General features: G+C 50.4%; 16 protein-coding genes and 1 pseudogene. 12 read left to right on the top strand and 5 right to left on the bottom strand.

Annotated features, from left to right (window positions below; translation table 11 throughout):
• Positions 1 to 33 precede the first annotated feature (33 nt).
• The 6 genes from EAS44_RS24060 (at position 34) to fabY (ending at position 5286) form a co-directional block, all read left to right on the top strand.
• Positions 34 to 1383, top strand: a complete 1350-nt coding sequence (locus EAS44_RS24060) for an MFS transporter (RefSeq protein ID WP_001291199.1) — start codon at positions 34 to 36, stop codon at positions 1381 to 1383.
• Complete coding sequence (locus tag EAS44_RS24055) at positions 1373 to 2260, top strand: aldose 1-epimerase (RefSeq protein WP_001298595.1); 888 nt, start codon at positions 1373 to 1375, stop codon at positions 2258 to 2260. The genes EAS44_RS24060 and EAS44_RS24055 overlap by 11 nt, the downstream gene beginning before the upstream one ends.
• Positions 2261 to 2400: 140 nt before the next feature.
• Positions 2401 to 3000 (top strand): glucose-1-phosphatase, encoded by a 600-nt coding sequence (yihX, locus tag EAS44_RS24050; RefSeq protein ID WP_001314324.1) that lies wholly within the window; start codon positions 2401 to 2403, stop codon positions 2998 to 3000.
• A complete protein-coding gene (yihY, locus tag EAS44_RS24045) occupies positions 2994 to 3866 on the top strand; it encodes a virulence factor BrkB family protein (RefSeq protein WP_025857204.1) in 873 nt (290 codons plus the stop codon). The genes yihX and yihY overlap by 7 nt, the downstream gene beginning before the upstream one ends.
• Complete coding sequence (dtd, locus tag EAS44_RS24040; protein ID WP_000560983.1) at positions 3863 to 4300, top strand: D-aminoacyl-tRNA deacylase; 438 nt, start codon at positions 3863 to 3865, stop codon at positions 4298 to 4300. The genes yihY and dtd overlap by 4 nt, the downstream gene beginning before the upstream one ends.
• A gap of 44 nt (positions 4301 to 4344) precedes the next feature.
• Positions 4345 to 5286 (top strand): fatty acid biosynthesis protein FabY, encoded by a 942-nt coding sequence (gene fabY / locus EAS44_RS24035; RefSeq protein WP_001297068.1) that lies wholly within the window; start codon positions 4345 to 4347, stop codon positions 5284 to 5286.
• Between the two features lie 63 nt (positions 5287 to 5349).
• Here the strand turns inward: fabY and EAS44_RS24030 are convergent, their stop codons facing one another.
• Entirely contained in the window at positions 5350 to 6258 is a 909-nt protein-coding gene (locus EAS44_RS24030; protein WP_001331553.1) for an alpha/beta hydrolase, read from the bottom strand.
• 228 nt (positions 6259 to 6486) lie between these two features.
• Between EAS44_RS24030 and EAS44_RS24025 the strand changes: the two genes are divergently transcribed.
• The 4 genes from EAS44_RS24025 to yiiE all read left to right on the top strand — a co-directional run bounded on the left by EAS44_RS24025 (position 6487) and on the right by yiiE (position 8340).
• Positions 6487 to 6798, top strand: a complete 312-nt coding sequence (locus EAS44_RS24025) for a hypothetical protein (RefSeq protein WP_000897302.1) — start codon at positions 6487 to 6489, stop codon at positions 6796 to 6798.
• The gene (nadS, locus tag EAS44_RS24020) at positions 6799 to 7089 is read left to right on the top strand and encodes a NadS family protein (RefSeq protein WP_000356397.1); all 291 of its coding nucleotides are present in this window, start codon (positions 6799 to 6801) and stop codon (positions 7087 to 7089) included.
• Between the two features lie 358 nt (positions 7090 to 7447).
• On the top strand, positions 7448 to 7726 hold the full coding sequence (locus EAS44_RS24010; protein ID WP_001296612.1) for a hypothetical protein: 279 nt from the start codon (positions 7448 to 7450) through the stop codon (positions 7724 to 7726).
• A 395-nt stretch (positions 7727 to 8121) separates the two neighbouring features.
• Positions 8122 to 8340 carry a CopG family transcriptional regulator gene (gene yiiE, locus EAS44_RS24000; RefSeq protein WP_001314326.1) on the top strand — a complete coding sequence of 73 codons (219 nt, stop codon included), beginning with the start codon at positions 8122 to 8124 and terminating at the stop codon, positions 8338 to 8340.
• Between the two features lie 215 nt (positions 8341 to 8555).
• Here the strand turns inward: yiiE and fdhE are convergent, their stop codons facing one another.
• From fdhE to fdnG, 4 genes are read right to left on the bottom strand one after another with little or no spacing between them, the layout of a single operon-like run.
• The gene (gene fdhE / locus EAS44_RS23995) at positions 8556 to 9485 is read right to left on the bottom strand and encodes a formate dehydrogenase accessory protein FdhE (RefSeq protein ID WP_000027720.1); all 930 of its coding nucleotides are present in this window, start codon (positions 9483 to 9485) and stop codon (positions 8556 to 8558) included.
• Entirely contained in the window at positions 9482 to 10117 is a 636-nt protein-coding gene (fdoI, locus tag EAS44_RS23990; protein WP_025857205.1) for a formate dehydrogenase cytochrome b556 subunit, read from the bottom strand. Before fdoI ends, fdhE begins: the two co-directional genes overlap by 4 nt.
• Positions 10114 to 11016: a formate dehydrogenase O subunit beta gene (gene fdoH / locus EAS44_RS23985; protein ID WP_000331377.1), complete on the bottom strand. Its 903-nt coding sequence runs from the start codon at positions 11014 to 11016 to the stop codon at positions 10114 to 10116. The genes fdoI and fdoH overlap by 4 nt, the downstream gene beginning before the upstream one ends.
• Before the next feature lie 12 nt (positions 11017 to 11028).
• On the bottom strand, positions 11029 to 14079 hold the full coding sequence (gene fdnG, locus EAS44_RS23980) for a formate dehydrogenase-N subunit alpha (RefSeq protein ID WP_012579028.1): 3051 nt from the start codon (positions 14077 to 14079) through the stop codon (positions 11029 to 11031).
• 193 nt (positions 14080 to 14272) lie between these two features.
• Here fdnG and fdhD point away from each other — a divergent pair, with 193 nt between their 5' ends.
• Together fdhD and EAS44_RS23965 are read left to right on the top strand one after the other, a co-directional pair.
• On the top strand, positions 14273 to 15106 hold the full coding sequence (gene fdhD, locus EAS44_RS23970) for a formate dehydrogenase accessory sulfurtransferase FdhD (RefSeq protein ID WP_000753589.1): 834 nt from the start codon (positions 14273 to 14275) through the stop codon (positions 15104 to 15106).
• Positions 15107 to 15193: 87 nt separating this feature from the next.
• A pseudogene (locus EAS44_RS23965) lies at positions 15194 to 15882 on the top strand (YiiG family protein); the annotation flags it as partial.
• Positions 15883 to 15934 lie beyond the last annotated feature (52 nt).

Genomic DNA, 15934 nt, shown 5'->3' with positions numbered 1-15934 from the left:
CCCAGATTTCTCGCCTACCAGGAGAGGAAAATTATGTCTGAAAAGTTACCCGCACCGCGTGAAGGGCTTTCCGGTAAAGCCATGAGACGTGTCGTTATGGGCAGTTTCGCAGGCGCGTTAATGGAATGGTATGACTTCTTTATTTTTGGCACGGCAGCAGGACTGGTATTTGCACCGCTGTTTTATCCAGACAGCGATCCTTTTATAGGTCTTATAGCTTCCTTTGCGACCTTTGGTGTTGGTTTTCTGACTCGTCCTTTAGGTGGCATCGTCTTTGGTCATTTTGGCGATAAAATCGGGCGAAAAATAACACTTATCTGGACGCTGGCTATTGTCGGTTGCTCCACATTTTTGATTGGTTTTATTCCGACGTATCAGGAAATTGGCATTTGGGCACCGCTTGTATTAATGGTGCTGCGTTTGATTCAGGGCTTTGGTCTTGGTGGCGAGTACGGCGGAGCGGCATTGATGACCATAGAATCAGCGCCCGAATCCCGACGCGGATTTTTAGGTTCACTCCCGCAAACGGCTGCGTCTGTGGGTATTATGCTGGCAACCGGTATTTTTGCTCTCTGTAACCATTTTCTTACTTCGGAGCAGTTTCTCTCCTGGGGATGGCGCATTCCGTTTTGGCTTTCTGCGGTGATGTTGATCGTTGGGCTGTTTATCCGCCTGCATACCGAAGAAACGCTGGATTTTCAAAAGCAAAAAACGACGAATAATAAAGAAAAGTCCGTTCCTCCGTTGATTGAATTATTCAAAAAACATCCACGAAATATTTTATTGGCACTGGGTGCGAGGCTGGCGGAAAGTGTCTCCTCTAATATTATTAACGCCTTTGGTATTGTCTATATTTCCAGCCAATTAGCATTGTCGCGAGATATTCCCCTGACGGGTATGTTGATTGCCTCGGCGATCGGTATTTTCAGTTGTCCATTGGTTGGATGGTTATCAGATCGTATAGGTCAAAAAAGTCTGTATTTGTCGGGAGCAGGATTTTGTGTCCTGTTCGCGTTTCCTTTCTTCTTATTACTGGATAGCAAAAGTACGCTCATCATCTGGTGCAGTATGATCCTTGGCTACAACTTAGGTCCGACGATGATGTTTGCCGTGCAGCCAACACTTTTCACCCGCATGTTCGGTACCAAAGTACGATATACCGGCCTTTCTTTTGCTTATCAATTTTCCGCGATTCTTGGCGGACTAAGCCCCCTTATCGCCTCAAGTTTGCTGGCGCTAGGGGGAGGAAAACCGTGGTATGTCGCTCTGTTTTTATTTGCTGTCTCAGTTCTTTCCTTTGTTTGCGTCTGGCTGATTGAGCCAACCGATGAACAAGAAACCGCTTCTTACCGCTACATCAGGGAACAATCTCATGAAAACTGAACGAAAAAACGAGCATTACCTGGCGCTACAACAGGCGTTTGACGCGCCATGGCCTGGGCCTGTAGGAGAGTTAGTGACGCTGGAAAAAGGCAATATTCACCTGCAGATTTATCCGCATGATGGTGCCAGGATAACCTCGTTAAAGGCATTTGGTTCTGAAGTATTACGCCAATGGCAGCCGCAGCGCAGAGCTTTTCAGTATGGCTGTTTCCCAATGGTGCCGTGGGCAGGGCGACTGGGGAATGCGACGCTGAATGCTGGTGGGCAATGTTATTCTTTACCCGCCAATAAACCACCACATGCGTTGCATGGTATGGCTTGTTACTCAACGTGGGAAATCATCGACAAAACAGCAGATTCCCTGACTTTACGTATGCCCCTGGCTTCACCGTGGCCCTGGCAAGGGGAAGTGATTCAGACTTTTTTGCTGGAGAACGATGCGCTGGTTTTGCAACTGGAAGTCCATTCATATGCCGATACATTCCCGGCCTCCGCAGGCTGGCATCCGTGGTTTGCGAAAAAGCTGACTCCGCAAAATACAGAATCGTTGCAGGTGCTTTTTGATGCGGACTGGCAAGAAGAAGCGGGTAGTGATGAACTGCCAACTGGAAATCGTATCTCTCCTCAAGTTGGTCCCTGGGATGACTGTTTTGGTTTTTATGACGGGGTGAAGGTTAAGTTACTGTGGCCTGGTAAACTCGCGATGACCATGACCTCTTCTGCAAACAGTCTGGTGGTATTTGATAAACAGCCCGATGCCACCTGTATTAACCCGCTGACTCAGGCACCTAACGCAATAAATCTAACGCCGGAATTTGTGACACCAGATAAGCCGCTGGTCATCGAAACTCGTTGGCAATTTACACCTGAATCTTAACCATTCATCTATTGCGAAAAAGCCAGTGAAATTACTCTGCTTTTTCGCAATCAGCATCACAAGATTACCCTTATTGCCACATAGCCAAACCCACCCTTTCCCGCTACAGTTAATTTCTTGTGGCGCGAAAGGAGGCAAAAATGCTCTATATCTTTGATTTAGGTAATGTGATTGTCGATATCGACTTTAACCGTGTGCTGGGGGCCTGGAGCGATTTAACGCGTGTTCCACTGGCTACGCTTAAGAAGAGTTTCCACATGGGCGAGGCGTTTCATCAGCATGAGCGTGGGGAAATTAGCGACGAAGCGTTCGCAGAGGCACTGTGTCATGAGATGGCCCTGCCGCTAAGCTATGAGCAGTTCTCCCACGGTTGGCAGGCGGTATTTGTTGCGCTACGACCGGAAGTGATCGCCATCATGCATAAACTGCGTGAGCAGGGGCATCGCGTGGTGGTGCTTTCCAATACTAACCGCCTGCATACTACCTTCTGGCCGGAGGAATACCCGGAAATCCGTGATGCTGCTGACCATATCTATCTGTCGCAAGACTTGGGTATGCGCAAACCTGAAGCACGAATTTATCAGCATGTTTTGCAGGCAGAAGGTTTTTCACCAGACGATACGGTCTTTTTCGACGATAACGCCGATAATATAGAAGGAGCTAATCAGCTAGGCATTACTAGTATTCTGGTGAAAGATAAAACCACCATCCCGGACTATTTCGCGAAGGTGTTATGCTAAAAACCATTCAGGACAAAGCCAGGCATCGTACCCGTCCACTATGGGCCTGGCTAAAACTACTCTGGCAACGCATTGATGAGGACAACATGACAACCCTGGCAGGTAACCTTGCCTATGTGTCGTTGCTCTCATTAGTGCCGCTGGTTGCCGTTGTTTTTGCGCTTTTCGCCGCTTTTCCCATGTTTTCCGACGTCAGCATTCAGTTGCGTCACTTTATTTTTGCCAACTTTCTGCCTGCTACTGGCGATATTATCCAGCGATATATCGAACAGTTTGTCGCCAATTCCAACAAAATGACCGCCGTCGGGGCGTGCGGGCTGATCGTCACGGCGTTATTGTTGATGTACTCCATCGATAGCGCGTTGAATACCATCTGGCGCAGTAAACGAGCGCGACCCAAAATTTACTCGTTTGCCGTGTACTGGATGATTTTAACGCTGGGGCCGCTGTTGGCAGGGGCCAGTCTGGCGATCAGCGCCTATCTGCTCTCTCTGCGCTGGGCGAGCGATCTCAATACTGTCATCGATAATGTGTTGCGTATTTTTCCGCTGCTGTTGTCGTGGATCTCTTTCTGGCTGCTGTACAGCATCGTTCCTACCATCCGTGTACCTAACCGCGACGCGATTGTCGGCGCGTTTGTCGCCGCGCTCCTGTTCGAAGCAGGAAAGAAAGGTTTCGCGCTTTATATCACCATGTTCCCATCATATCAGCTCATTTACGGTGTGCTGGCGGTGATCCCCATTCTCTTTGTTTGGGTCTACTGGACATGGTGTATCGTCTTGCTTGGCGCGGAAATTACTGTCACTCTCGGGGAATACCGCAAATTAAAACAGGCTGCTGAACAAGAAGAAGACGACGAACCATGATTGCATTAATTCAACGCGTAACCCGTGCCAGCGTCACCGTGGAGGGAGAAGTGACGGGTGAAATTGGCGCGGGACTTTTGGTGTTATTGGGTGTCGAAAAGGATGACGACGAACAGAAAGCAAACCGTCTGTGCGAGCGTGTGCTCGGCTACCGCATCTTTAGCGATGCCGAAGGCAAGATGAATCTCAACGTGCAACAGGCGGGCGGCAGTGTACTGGTGGTTTCCCAGTTTACCCTTGCCGCAGATACCGAACGGGGGATGCGCCCAAGTTTCTCCAAAGGCGCATCACCGGATCGCGCGGAGGCGTTATATGACTATTTCGTCGAACGCTGCCGTCAGCAAGAGATGAACACGCAAACAGGACGCTTCGCTGCGGATATGCAGGTATCGCTGGTCAATGATGGCCCCGTGACATTCTGGTTGCAGGTATGAGCCAGCTTCCAGGGTTGTCACGGGAAACAAGAGAGAGTATCGCTATGTATCACCTTCGGGTTCCACAAACAGAAGAAGAATTAGAGCGTTACTATCAGTTTCGCTGGGAAATGTTGCGTAAGCCCCTGCATCAACCAAAAGGTTCGGAACGCGACGCGTGGGATGCGATGGCGCATCACCAGATGGTCGTCGACGAGCAGGGTAATCTGGTAGCGGTAGGCCGACTGTATATTAATGCCGACAATGAAGCGTCCATTCGCTTTATGGCCGTTCATCCCGACGTGCAGGACAAAGGGTTAGGCACGCTGATGGCGATGACCCTGGAGTCGGTGGCACGTCAGGAAGGCGTTAAGCGCGTGACCTGTAGCGCCCGTGAAGACGCGGTGGAGTTTTTCGCCAAGCTGGGGTTTGTTAATCAGGGTGAAATCACCACGCCAACCACCACGCCGATTCGCCATTTTTTGATGATAAAACCTGTTGCCACTCTGGATGATATTCTTCATCGCGGCGACTGGTGCGCCCAGCTCCAGCAAGCGTGGTATGAACACATCCCGCTGAGTGAAAAAATGGGTGTGCGCATTCAGCAATATACCGGGCAAAAATTTATCACCACCATGCCGGAAACAGGCAATCAGAATCCGCATCACACGCTGTTTGCCGGGAGTTTATTCTCGCTGGCAACGCTCACTGGTTGGGGGCTTATCTGGCTGATGCTGCGCGAACGCCACCTCGGCGGAACGATTATTCTGGCGGATGCGCATATCCGCTATAGCAAACCGATTAGCGGAAAACCCCATGCGGTAGCCGACCTTGGTGCCTTAAGTGGCGATCTCGACCGTCTGGCGCGCGGACGAAAAGCACGGGTGCAGATGCAAGTAGAAATCTTTGGCGACGAGACGCCGGGTGCAGTGTTTGAAGGCACGTATATCGTTCTGCCCGCGAAGCCATTTGGTCCGTATGAAGAGGGCGGAAACGAAGAAGAGTAGGGGCGTTTTACTTGACTGAAAAGGTTTTCAATCTGAAAACCTTTTCTGGGCCCTGGTCCGGAGTTACCTTCCCGCTCTCCAGGCAACATCCCGTAGCGCCGATCGCGCAGCCTCACTGATACCACCTAACTGAAAAAATCCGTGGATAACGCCAAGGTAGCGTTGGCAGGTGCATTGCACTCCTTGCCCTGTCATGCGGTGATACAACGCTTCACCTTCATCGCAAAGTGGGTCGTATTCAGCGGTAATGATATGTACAGGTGGCAAGCCATTGAAATCATTGCGCCAAATAGGGCTGGCTTCAGGATGCCTGCGTTCAATGCCTGGCAGGTACATCTCAAAGCCGCTCAGTAAAGTGTCGCGTGTGATGATGTAATCGTGACCATTGCGTATGTAGCTTTCGAAATGCGCAGTCGCATCAAGCATAGGATAAATTAAGATGAGTTGTGCTGGTTGCCACTCGCCAGCACGCTTCAATCGCAAAGCAGTTACCAGCGCCAGATGCCCTCCCGCACTGTCACCGGCAAGAGTTATTCGTTGTTTATCAACGCCGAGTCGTTCGGCGTGTTGCCGGACTAATTCTGCACCTCGTTGTGCATCATCATGGGCGGCGGGGAAAGTATGTTCCGGTGCCAGCCGATACTGGACGGCAATAATCCGACATTGCCCGTAATAGGCTAACTGGCGCAGCTGGTTGTCGTGAGTTGCGAACCCGCCGCTAACAAAACAGCCACCGTAGTAATAAATTATCGTCGGGAGTAATGTCGGGGCATTCAGCGGTGACACTATTCGTAAGGTCATCCCTTCAAGTTCGATAGTCTGAATATCTACCCGCGTTTCTGTCTCACCCGCAAGAACAGCGCTGGCGATATAGCCCTCTCTGCGCTGCGTAATACTTTGTTGGCGCGATGAGGGGCGACCCGCAGCGATAAACTCTTCGACTAACTCTGCAATTCCTTTTTCCAGTGCCATAGTAGAACTCATTTTGCTGTATGAATGTACAGTTTTATACACCCGTTTTTGCTGGATGGATACAGGGAAATTCACGGGCGTGAAAAATCTGGAAAGCGCCTCGCAAATGTAAAGACAAACCCGGCAGAGACGTGGTTTTGCTGGAGCACTATCAGTAAGCTAGTGGTTTCAATGGTACGTCAATGACGTACAAAAAGGATTGTTACTCTAAGCCAATGGCGTATAATTATGCTCTTCATCGAAACGGAAATTTTTACTGAAGATGTTCAAAAACTGCTGAACGACGATGAATTCAGTCGTTTTCAGTTTTTCCTGGCCTTGAATCCTGACTATGGTGAGGTAATACCTGAAACTGGTGGGTTAAGAAAGGTTCGATGGGTCTCAGGAGGAAAGGGGAAACGTGCTGGTGTCAGGGTTATTTACTTTCATCAGGTTAAACATTATGAGATCAGATTACTGCTTATTTATCGTAAGGGTATTAAAGATGATCTGTCTCCCCAGGAAAAAGCAATGCTCCGGTTGTTAAATACGAGGTGGTAAATGGATAAGGCACTTTTTGAGCGGTTGACTCACAGCATGGCCCAGATGAATGAAATTATTGAAGGAACGCGACAGCCTTCACGGACTTTTGAAGTTGATGCTATGAAAATCAAAGAAATACGCCGCGCTTCAGGGTTGTCACAATCTAAATTTGCCGATCTTATTTCCGTAAGCGTAGACACGTTGCGTAACTGGGAGCAGGGGCGACGTTCACCGACCGGGCCTGCAAAGGCTTTGCTGCGAGCGATTGCCAATGATCCGCAACATGTGCTGCAAGCACTTAACCGTTAGAGGCATGGTTATGCCATACAGAAAGCACCAGCATTCAGAACTCCTATGAAAGCGGCATAGTGCCGCCTGCTCAGGAGTTTTGCTATGACCCGTAATCGTGCTGAACGTCGCCATCATATGGTGCGATTAAAAAAAATCCGCTGTCGTTATCGCACTGCAGGCGATGGAAGCAAAAAAGCATCAGGTATTTGCTTTCGTACTCCCTGTATTTGTTCTTGTTGGATGTGTGGGCATCGACGCTATCATAATGGTCCCCGCGTATCGGAAATTCGTGCAAAAGCACGCTATGCGAATTAAGGGAAAATGATGAACTATTTTAAGGAAGCACATTTTTAGAACTCTTAACAGGAGACTAAAAATGTCCACGTTTAATACGCGTAAAGATAGGGATCGTAATGGTAAAGCGAAGCCGCATAAGCATTCAGGGATCCCAACACTTACAGGTAAATGGCGTCACCCTTCAATGGATTGTTGGGTAAACTACAGTACACCGGGCGATCATGAATGGAAGCGGCTCTATACTACGCTTCGCCGTCGCGCAGATGATCGACGCCAATGTCATCGGGTAATGCAGGGGGATGATCCGGAAGGAATCGTCTGGTTCCCGGACTGTTATCCACAAATTTACTACTACTAACAATTAAAGACCGGTTGGTGCGGCACTGACCGGTCGTTATGAATGGTAGATTTCACCTTAAACCCTGGTGCGGTAAAGCTGCTGACTTTTTCGGGTACACCATCCTGATGAAGCAAATGAAGACCCAATCAAAAAATATTCTTGAATATAAAATATTTATAGCATCCATAATTCATCCTTATTATTTGTTGTTTCTTTTCTGTAGATGTGCCCCCGCTTAATTAAAAGTAATAAACCATTTTTGAGTAACAATTGAAATAACTGAAACTGTTACATTATCTTTGGATGCCGTCTCGCAAAAATAAAACAATATGAAAAAATCCGCTTTCGTTAATTAACTTTCCGGCGTAATTTTCGCACATACATTAATGAGTAATATATGTAAGGTGGTGGTAATGGCGATGAATACGGTTTTTCTTCATTTATCAGAAGAGGCAATTAAACGGCTGAACAAGCTTCGGGGATGGCGTAAGGTTTCGCGCTCTGCAATTTTACGCGAAGCGGTAGAGCAATATCTGGAGCGGCAGCAATTTCCGGTGCGTAAGGCAAAAGGCGGCAGGCAAAGGGACGAGGCAGTTGGTGTTGAAGAACTATGTAAGCAGCATAAGGAATGACAAAAGTTTTTTTATTCATGAATATAAAAAACCAGATGCCCTTATTCTGGTATTAATACAAGGCTGTTTTACTTGAACTTATAATAACTGCAACTGTTACATCATATCTGGAAAACGCCTCGCGAAATACGAGAGATTTTGCGGGAATAGCAGGTGTCGTCACACCCTATGAGCTGTAATCCGGGCGACCAGCGCCACCCGGAAAACGTCAGAGATTACTCCCCTTCACCCGGAAACAGGAACGGGTTAATGGAACTACGGGCATAGCCTTCTTGCTCCATTCGCGCGTCCAGTACCAGAGAGGCGAGGTCATCTGCCACGGCTTCAACTTTCGGTTCTTTTTCCTGATAAAGAATCTTCAGGTAAGTGCCGCAGTCATCGCAGCTTTCGGCTTTAATCGCGGCCTGTTCGTCATCCAGCGACCAGTAATGCAGTTTGCCGCTTTGTTCACAGTTGCTGCATTTTACGCGCACTACGTGCCATTCAGTTTCACACAGGTTGCAGTGCAGGTAACGCAGACCCTGAGTGGTGCCAATTTGCACCATGCTGGACACCGGCATAGAGCCACATACCGGGCAATATTGACGTTGTTCGCCGTATTCAGCGCGGGCTTTGCCGGGGATCAGATTAGCCATCTGCGCCCAGTAGAGCGACAGCGCAGCCCAGATAAACGGCGCTTTATCGCTGCTGACGGACGAGAAATCAGAGGCAAACAGTGCGCTGGCCATATCTTCCAGCTCCTGAGTCGATGCCTTCTCCAGATTCTCAATCACTGCCAGCGCCGGGCCGCTCATTTCAGGTTTCAGCTCAGCAATCAGCGCCATCAGCAGCTTTTGCCAGTGCTTATCACGCGGCAGAACGTGAATATCCAGCGGGGGCTTGCCTTGTGCGCTGGCTTCTTTAATGCGCGTGGTCAGATCCATCTCCAGCGGATGGTCGTACAGCACCACTTCCTGGGCGTGGGCGATAAGCGCAGCAAAGCGCAGGTAATCACCCAGCGGATTATTTTCTGCCAGCTCGCGCAGACGCTCGGCGCGGCGGTTGTATAAATTCTTGAGCCGAGGGAACAATAACGGCGGAATCATATCCGCCGTACGTTTCTCGCTCGAACCCAGCTCATCTTGCGGGATTATGCGAATACTCATTCAGCTTTCTTTTCCGTTGTCTTGCGGACCTCACGGTACCAGCGCGGGTGATGTTTCTTTGCCCATGCGCTGGTCACCCATCCTTCCACCATGGCGGTAATCGTGCCTTTCACCCAAAGGGCGGCGTAGATATGCACCATGATAACCACAATTAACGCCACTGCGGCAAATGAATGCAGCATTAACGCGAATCGGATCACCGGGATTGAGAAAGCAGGCGCAAAATAAGGACGCCAGATAATCACGCCGCTCACCAGCAACAGGACCAGGAAAATAATCGCCGCCCAGAAAACGCATTTCTGACCGAAGTTATAACGCCCGGTGTCACCTACTTCCTCGTTGACGACGATCTTACGAATATTCTTCGCCCAAAAGATATCATCCCGATTGATTAGGTTGTGATGCCAGTAACGGAAAAACATGATGATGAACGAGGCAAACATAACCACGCTGACAAACGGGTGCAGAATGCGCGCCAGCTGCGGTGTGCCCATGATTTGCATCAACCAGTTGAAGGACGGGAACAAAAAGCCCAGCCCGCTCACCGCCGCCAGGATGAAGCAGAAGGCGGTGATCCAGTGGTTGATACGTTCCGGCGCGGTGTAGCGCACGATGGTGTCACGTCGTTTCATTTGCGCTCCTCGTCTTTCTCTTCGTGCAGATTATTCTCTTCCTCATCCGCACGGTTCGGACCGACACCCACGTAGTGGAAGATACTGGCTGCGAAGGTAGCCGCAAAGCCAACAGCTGCGAGCGGTTTCCAGATGCCTTTCCAGAATTTCACGGTTTCGCTGATTTCCGGGTTCTCCGGCAAGCCATGATACAGATTTGGCTTGTCAGCATGGTGCAGCACGTACATAACATGTGTACCACCGACGCCTGCCGGGTCGTACAAACCCGCATTGTCGTAACCACGGGTTTTCAGCTCCGCCACGCGCTCGCTCGCCAGCGTTTTCATCGACTCTTTCGTACCGAAGTGAATCGCGCCCGTTGGGCAGGTCTTCACGCAGGCCGGTTCTTGCCCAACCACCACGCGGTCAACGCACAGCGTACATTTGTAGACGCGGTTGTCTTCCGGGTTGAGGCGCGGAATGTCGAACGGACAGCCCGCAATGCAATAACCGCAGCCGATGCACTGCTCGGACTGGAAGTCGACGATACCGTTGGCATACTGAATAATTGCCCCTTCCGCCGGGCACGCTTTCAGGCAGCCTGGATCGGAACAGTGCATACAGCCGTCTTTGCGGATCAGCCATTCCAGTTTGTCGTTCTGCTCCACTTCCGAGAATCGCATCACCGTCCACGATTTGGCACTTAAATCATTGGGGTTGTCGTACACCCCAATGTTATTGCCGACGGTATCGCGAATGTCGTTCCACTCTGAACACGCCACCTGACAGGCTTTACAGCCGATACAGGTGGTAACGTCGATGAGTTTCGCCACTTCTTCCTGGAAGTCCCGCGCCTGAGGCGCGGGGGTCAGACCGTTAGTCGCGGAACGACGAATGATATCTTGCGATTGATAAGCCATATGTCGTCTCCGTTACACCTTTTCCACATTCACAAGGAAGGACTTAAACTCCGGCGTCTGCGTGTTCGCATCACCGACGAATGGCGTCAACGTATTGGCAATAAAGCCTTTTTTCGCAACACCTTCATAGCCCCAGTGAATAGGAATACCGATGGTATCGATATCTTTGCCGTTTGCTTTCAGCGTGCGAATACGTTTGGTCACTACCGCTTTGGCTTTGATATAGCCACGGTTGGAGGAGACTTTCACAGTATCGCCCTGGGCAATGCCAAGTTTATTCGCCAGCGACTCCCCGATTTCCACAAACTGCTCTGGTTGCAAAATCGCGTTCAACAGCGCGTGTTTGGTCCAGTAGTGGAAGTGCTCGGTCAGACGATAGGTGGTTCCGACATACGGGAACTTATCGGCTTTACCTAATGCTTCGGCATCGTCTTTAAAGATACGCGCCGCCGGATTCGAGATAACGTTTGGATGCAGCGGGTTAGTTCCCAGCGGCGTTTCAAACGGCTCGTAGTGTTCCGGGAACGGACCTTCCGCCATCTTATCGAGGGCAAACAGACGTCCCATGCCTTCCTGCTGCATGATAAACGGCCCTACGCCGCTGCCCGGAGGCGCTGCGCTGTAATCCGGAATATCCCAGCCGGTCCACTTAGTGCCGTCCCATTTCAGCAACTGACGCTTCGGATCCCACGGGTTACCCTGCGGATCTGCGGAGGCGCGGTTATACAGAATGCGGCGGTTAAGCGGCCATGCCCATGCCCAGCCCAGCGTGTTACCGAGGCCAGACGGATCGGCGTTATCACGACGCGCCATCTGGTTGCCTTCCGGCGTCCAGCTACCGGCGAAAATCCAGCAGCCACAGGAAGTTGTGCCGTCATCGCGCAGTTGGGCGAACGAGCTAAGTTGTTGGCCTTTCTTGACGATAACCGCACCGGTTGCCGGGTCGGTAATATCGGCCAGCGCTTTGCCGTTGCTCTCCATTGCCACTTCTTCTGAAGATGGCTCATGCGGAATGGCGTAGTTCCAGGTCATGTTCAGCACCTGGTCCGGGTTCGCGCCACCCTGTTCGGCATACATCTTGCGCAAGCGCAGGAAGATACCGGAGAGGATCTCGCCATCAGTCAGCGCAATCCCCGGGGCGTCCGCACCTTTCCAGTGCCACTGTAACCAGCGACCTGAGTTAACGATAGAACCGTTCTCTTCCGCGAAGCAGGTCGATGGTAGACGGAACACTTCGGTCTGGATCTTCGACGAGTCAACTTCGTTCAGCTCACCGTGGTTCTGCCAGAAGTTAGAGGTTTCAGTGTTCAGCGGGTCGATAGTCACGAGGAATTTCAGCTTCGACAGACAGCCGATCACTTTGTTTTTGTTCGGGAATGAGGCAACAGGGTTAAAGCCCTGGCAGATATAGCCATTGACCTTGCCTTCTTTCATCATCTCGAAGTATTGCAGGACGTCGTAGCCTTTATCCCACTTCGGCAACCAGTCAAAGCCCCAGCTATTTTCCGCCGTCGCTTTATCACCAAAGAATGCCTTCATCATAGAGACGAAGAATTTCGGGTAGTTGCCCCAGTAGTTAACCTGGCCTTCCAGCAGTGGTTTCGGCGTGTTGGCGGTAAGGTAAGTTTGCAGATCGGTCTGCTTCTCGCTTGGCAGCGTCATGTAACCTGGCAGACTCTGCGACAGTAGCCCCAGGTCCGTCAGCCCCTGAATATTGGAGTGACCGCGCAGGGCGTTAACGCCGCCGCCTGCCATCCCCATGTTGCCGAGCAGCAGCTGGATCATCGCCATCGTACGAATGTTTTGCGCACCAATGGAGTGTTGCGTCCAGCCGAGGGCGTAGAGGAACGACGCTGTTTTATCGTGAGCACTGGTTTCGGCGATGTATTCGCAGACTTTCAGGAACGCGTCTTTTGGCGTACCGCAGATGTTTTCAACCACATCTGGCGTATAACGGGAAACGTGCTGTTTCAGCAAGTTCCACACGCAACGTGGATGTTGCAGGGTTGTATCACGTTTGGCGAAGCCGTTTTCGTCCAGTTCGTAAGTCCAGGTGGACTTATCGTACTTGCGTTTTTCCGCGTCGTAGCCGGTGAACAGGCCATCTTCAAAGCCGTAATCCTCACGCACGATCAGGCTGGCGTTGGTATAGGCTTCGGTGTATTCGCGGTTGAATTTTTCATTGTTCAGCAGGTACAGCAATACGCCTGACAGGAAAGCAATGTCAGTACCGGAACGGATAGGGGCATAGTAGTCAGCCACCGCCGCTGTACGTGTAAAGCGAGGATCGATAACAATCAGCTTTGCGCCGTTGTGAATTTTGGCTTCCATCGCCCAGCGGAACCCGACCGGGTGAGCTTCAGCGGCGTTACCGCCCATCACCACGACGAGGTTGGCATTCTTGATGTCGACCCAGTGGTTGGTCATCGCACCGCGACCAAATGTTGGAGCAAGACTTGCTACCGTTGGTCCGTGTCAGACACGCGCCTGGTTGTCGACCGCGAGCATACCCAGCGCGCGGGAGAATTTTTGCGTTAAATAGCCGGTTTCGTTACTCGACGCGGAAGCACACAGCATCCCGGTGGAGAGCCAGCGGTTAACAGTCACGCCTTCGGCGTTTTGCGCAATGTAGTTAGCATCGCGGTCTTCTTTCATCAGTTTGGCGATGCGATCAAACGCCTCTTCCCAACTGATTTGTTGCCATTTATCAGAACCTGGCGCACGGTATTCCGGAAACTTCAGACGGCTTTCGGAGTGGATGAAATCCACCAGGCCAGCGCCTTTCGGACAAAGTGCTCCGCGGTTGACCGGGTGATCCGGGTCACCTTCGATATGGAAGATAGATGCTTTGGCGTTTTTTGCTCCGTCACCGAGGCTGTACATCAACAGCCCACAGCCTACGGAACAATAGGTGCAGGTATTACGGGTTTCGCGGGTGCGCAGCAGTTTATACTGCCGGGTTTCCGCGAGTGCTACGCTGGGTGCAAAACCCAGTGCCGCTGCCGTGGTGCCTGCCATACCGCCAGCGCAGATCTTAAAGAACTGCCTTCTGCTGACCTGCATGGATTGCTCCTTGTTTCGACATTGTCACGTCCCATTTACATTCGCTTGCTGCGTGTGCAGGGAGTGGGAGTTATTTTTCTTTGCGGAAGGGGCCGCAAAGGTCCAGAATTGGCTCAATTTCCCTCCATCCAGGAAGGATTTGTAACAGAATACCATAATGTTGGTGTGTGTGTTCTTATCTGGTTAATAGAAAGTGAAAAAAACACAGCAAAAAGAAATCGAGAATGTGACAAATATCACAGGTGTTCGTCAAATTGAGTTATGGCGGCGTGATGATTTACAACACCCACGGTTAGATGAGGTGGCGGAAGAAGTTCCCGTTGCGCTGGTCTACAACGGCATTTCGCACGTGGTGATGATGGCGTCGCCCAAAGACCTTGAGTACTTTGCGCTCGGTTTTTCGCTTTCCGAAGGAATTATCGAAAGCCCGCGCGATATCTTCGGCATGGATGTCGTTCCTTCCTGTAATGGCCTGGAAGTACAAATTGAGCTTTCCAGCCGCCGCTTTATGGGGTTGAAGGAACGCCGCCGGGCGCTGGCGGGACGTACGGGCTGTGGCGTATGCGGTGTAGAACAGCTTAACGATATCGGTAAACCGGTGCAGCCGCTGCCGTTCACCCAGACGTTTGATCTCAACAAACTGGATGATGCATTACGTCATCTCAATGATTTCCAGCCAGTGGGGCAACTGACTGGTTGTACTCACGCCGCTGCATGGATGTTGCCATCTGGCGAACTGGTCGGCGGGCATGAAGACGTGGGTCGCCATGTGGCGCTGGACAAACTGTTAGGCCGCCGGTCACAAGAAGGGGAAAGCTGGCAGCAAGGTGCGGTGCTGGTTTCCAGCCGTGCCAGTTATGAAATGGTGCAAAAGTCGGCGATGTGCGGCGTAGAGATTTTGTTTGCGGTGTCTGCCGCGACCACACTTGCTGTAGAAGTGGCTGAGCGCTGTAATCTGACGCTGGTGGGCTTTTGTAAACCGGGTCGGGCAACGGTTTATACCCATCCGCAGCGTTTGAGCAATTAATTAAAATAAGTCCTGCGATATATATTAAATTACAGGACTTATTCATTTCGTGAATTTTGTTATTTTTTCATAAACAAAACGCGTGTAGTGGCGTTAACGCCTGCGCTGCAACCTATTGATGGCGTGGCGGTGAGTTATATTGATGCTGCCGTAGCGTTGGGTAATACCATTAACGAAATGGATAAATATTACACCCAGGAAAATTATAAAGACGATGCGTTTGCGAAAGGGAAAACGCTGCACCAGACATTCTTAAAAATCTGGAAGCCTTTGAACCTGTAGCAGAATCTTATCATGCGGCGATTCAGGAAATTAATGACAAGCGCCAGCTTACGGAATTGAAAAATATTGAAGAAAGAGAAGGGAAAACATTCCACTACTACTCTCTGGCAGTCATGATTTCAGCGAAACAAATTAATAACCTGATATCGCAAGATAAGTTTGATGCAGAAGCGGCAATGAAGAAAGTGTCTGAACTGGAAACGCTGGTGGCGCAGGCCAAAGAAGCGGATAAAAGCGGCATGAATTTCTCGTTTATTAATTCGGCAGGCCAGTATCAACTCGAGGCTAAAAAATACGTTCGCCGCATCAGAGATAAAGTCCCGTACTCTGACTGGGATAAAGAGCAACTTCAGGACGCAAACTCAAGCTGGATGGCCGAAGACTCATTTCCACGAGCGTTATGCGATTACAACGAAATGGTCGATGAAATATTTCAGTTAATTGTAATCGCGGGGCGGGTTTGTGATGAGCACGGATATGTCACGAAGTCGTAACAATATAAAGCAGAGTGAAGGATAAATTTTGTGAATAAAGTATCATTATTTA

This window comes from Escherichia coli DSM 30083 = JCM 1649 = ATCC 11775 (assembly GCF_003697165.2).
Classification (GTDB): domain Bacteria; phylum Pseudomonadota; class Gammaproteobacteria; order Enterobacterales; family Enterobacteriaceae; genus Escherichia; species Escherichia coli.
This window is presented reverse-complemented; position numbering and strand designations above follow the sequence as displayed.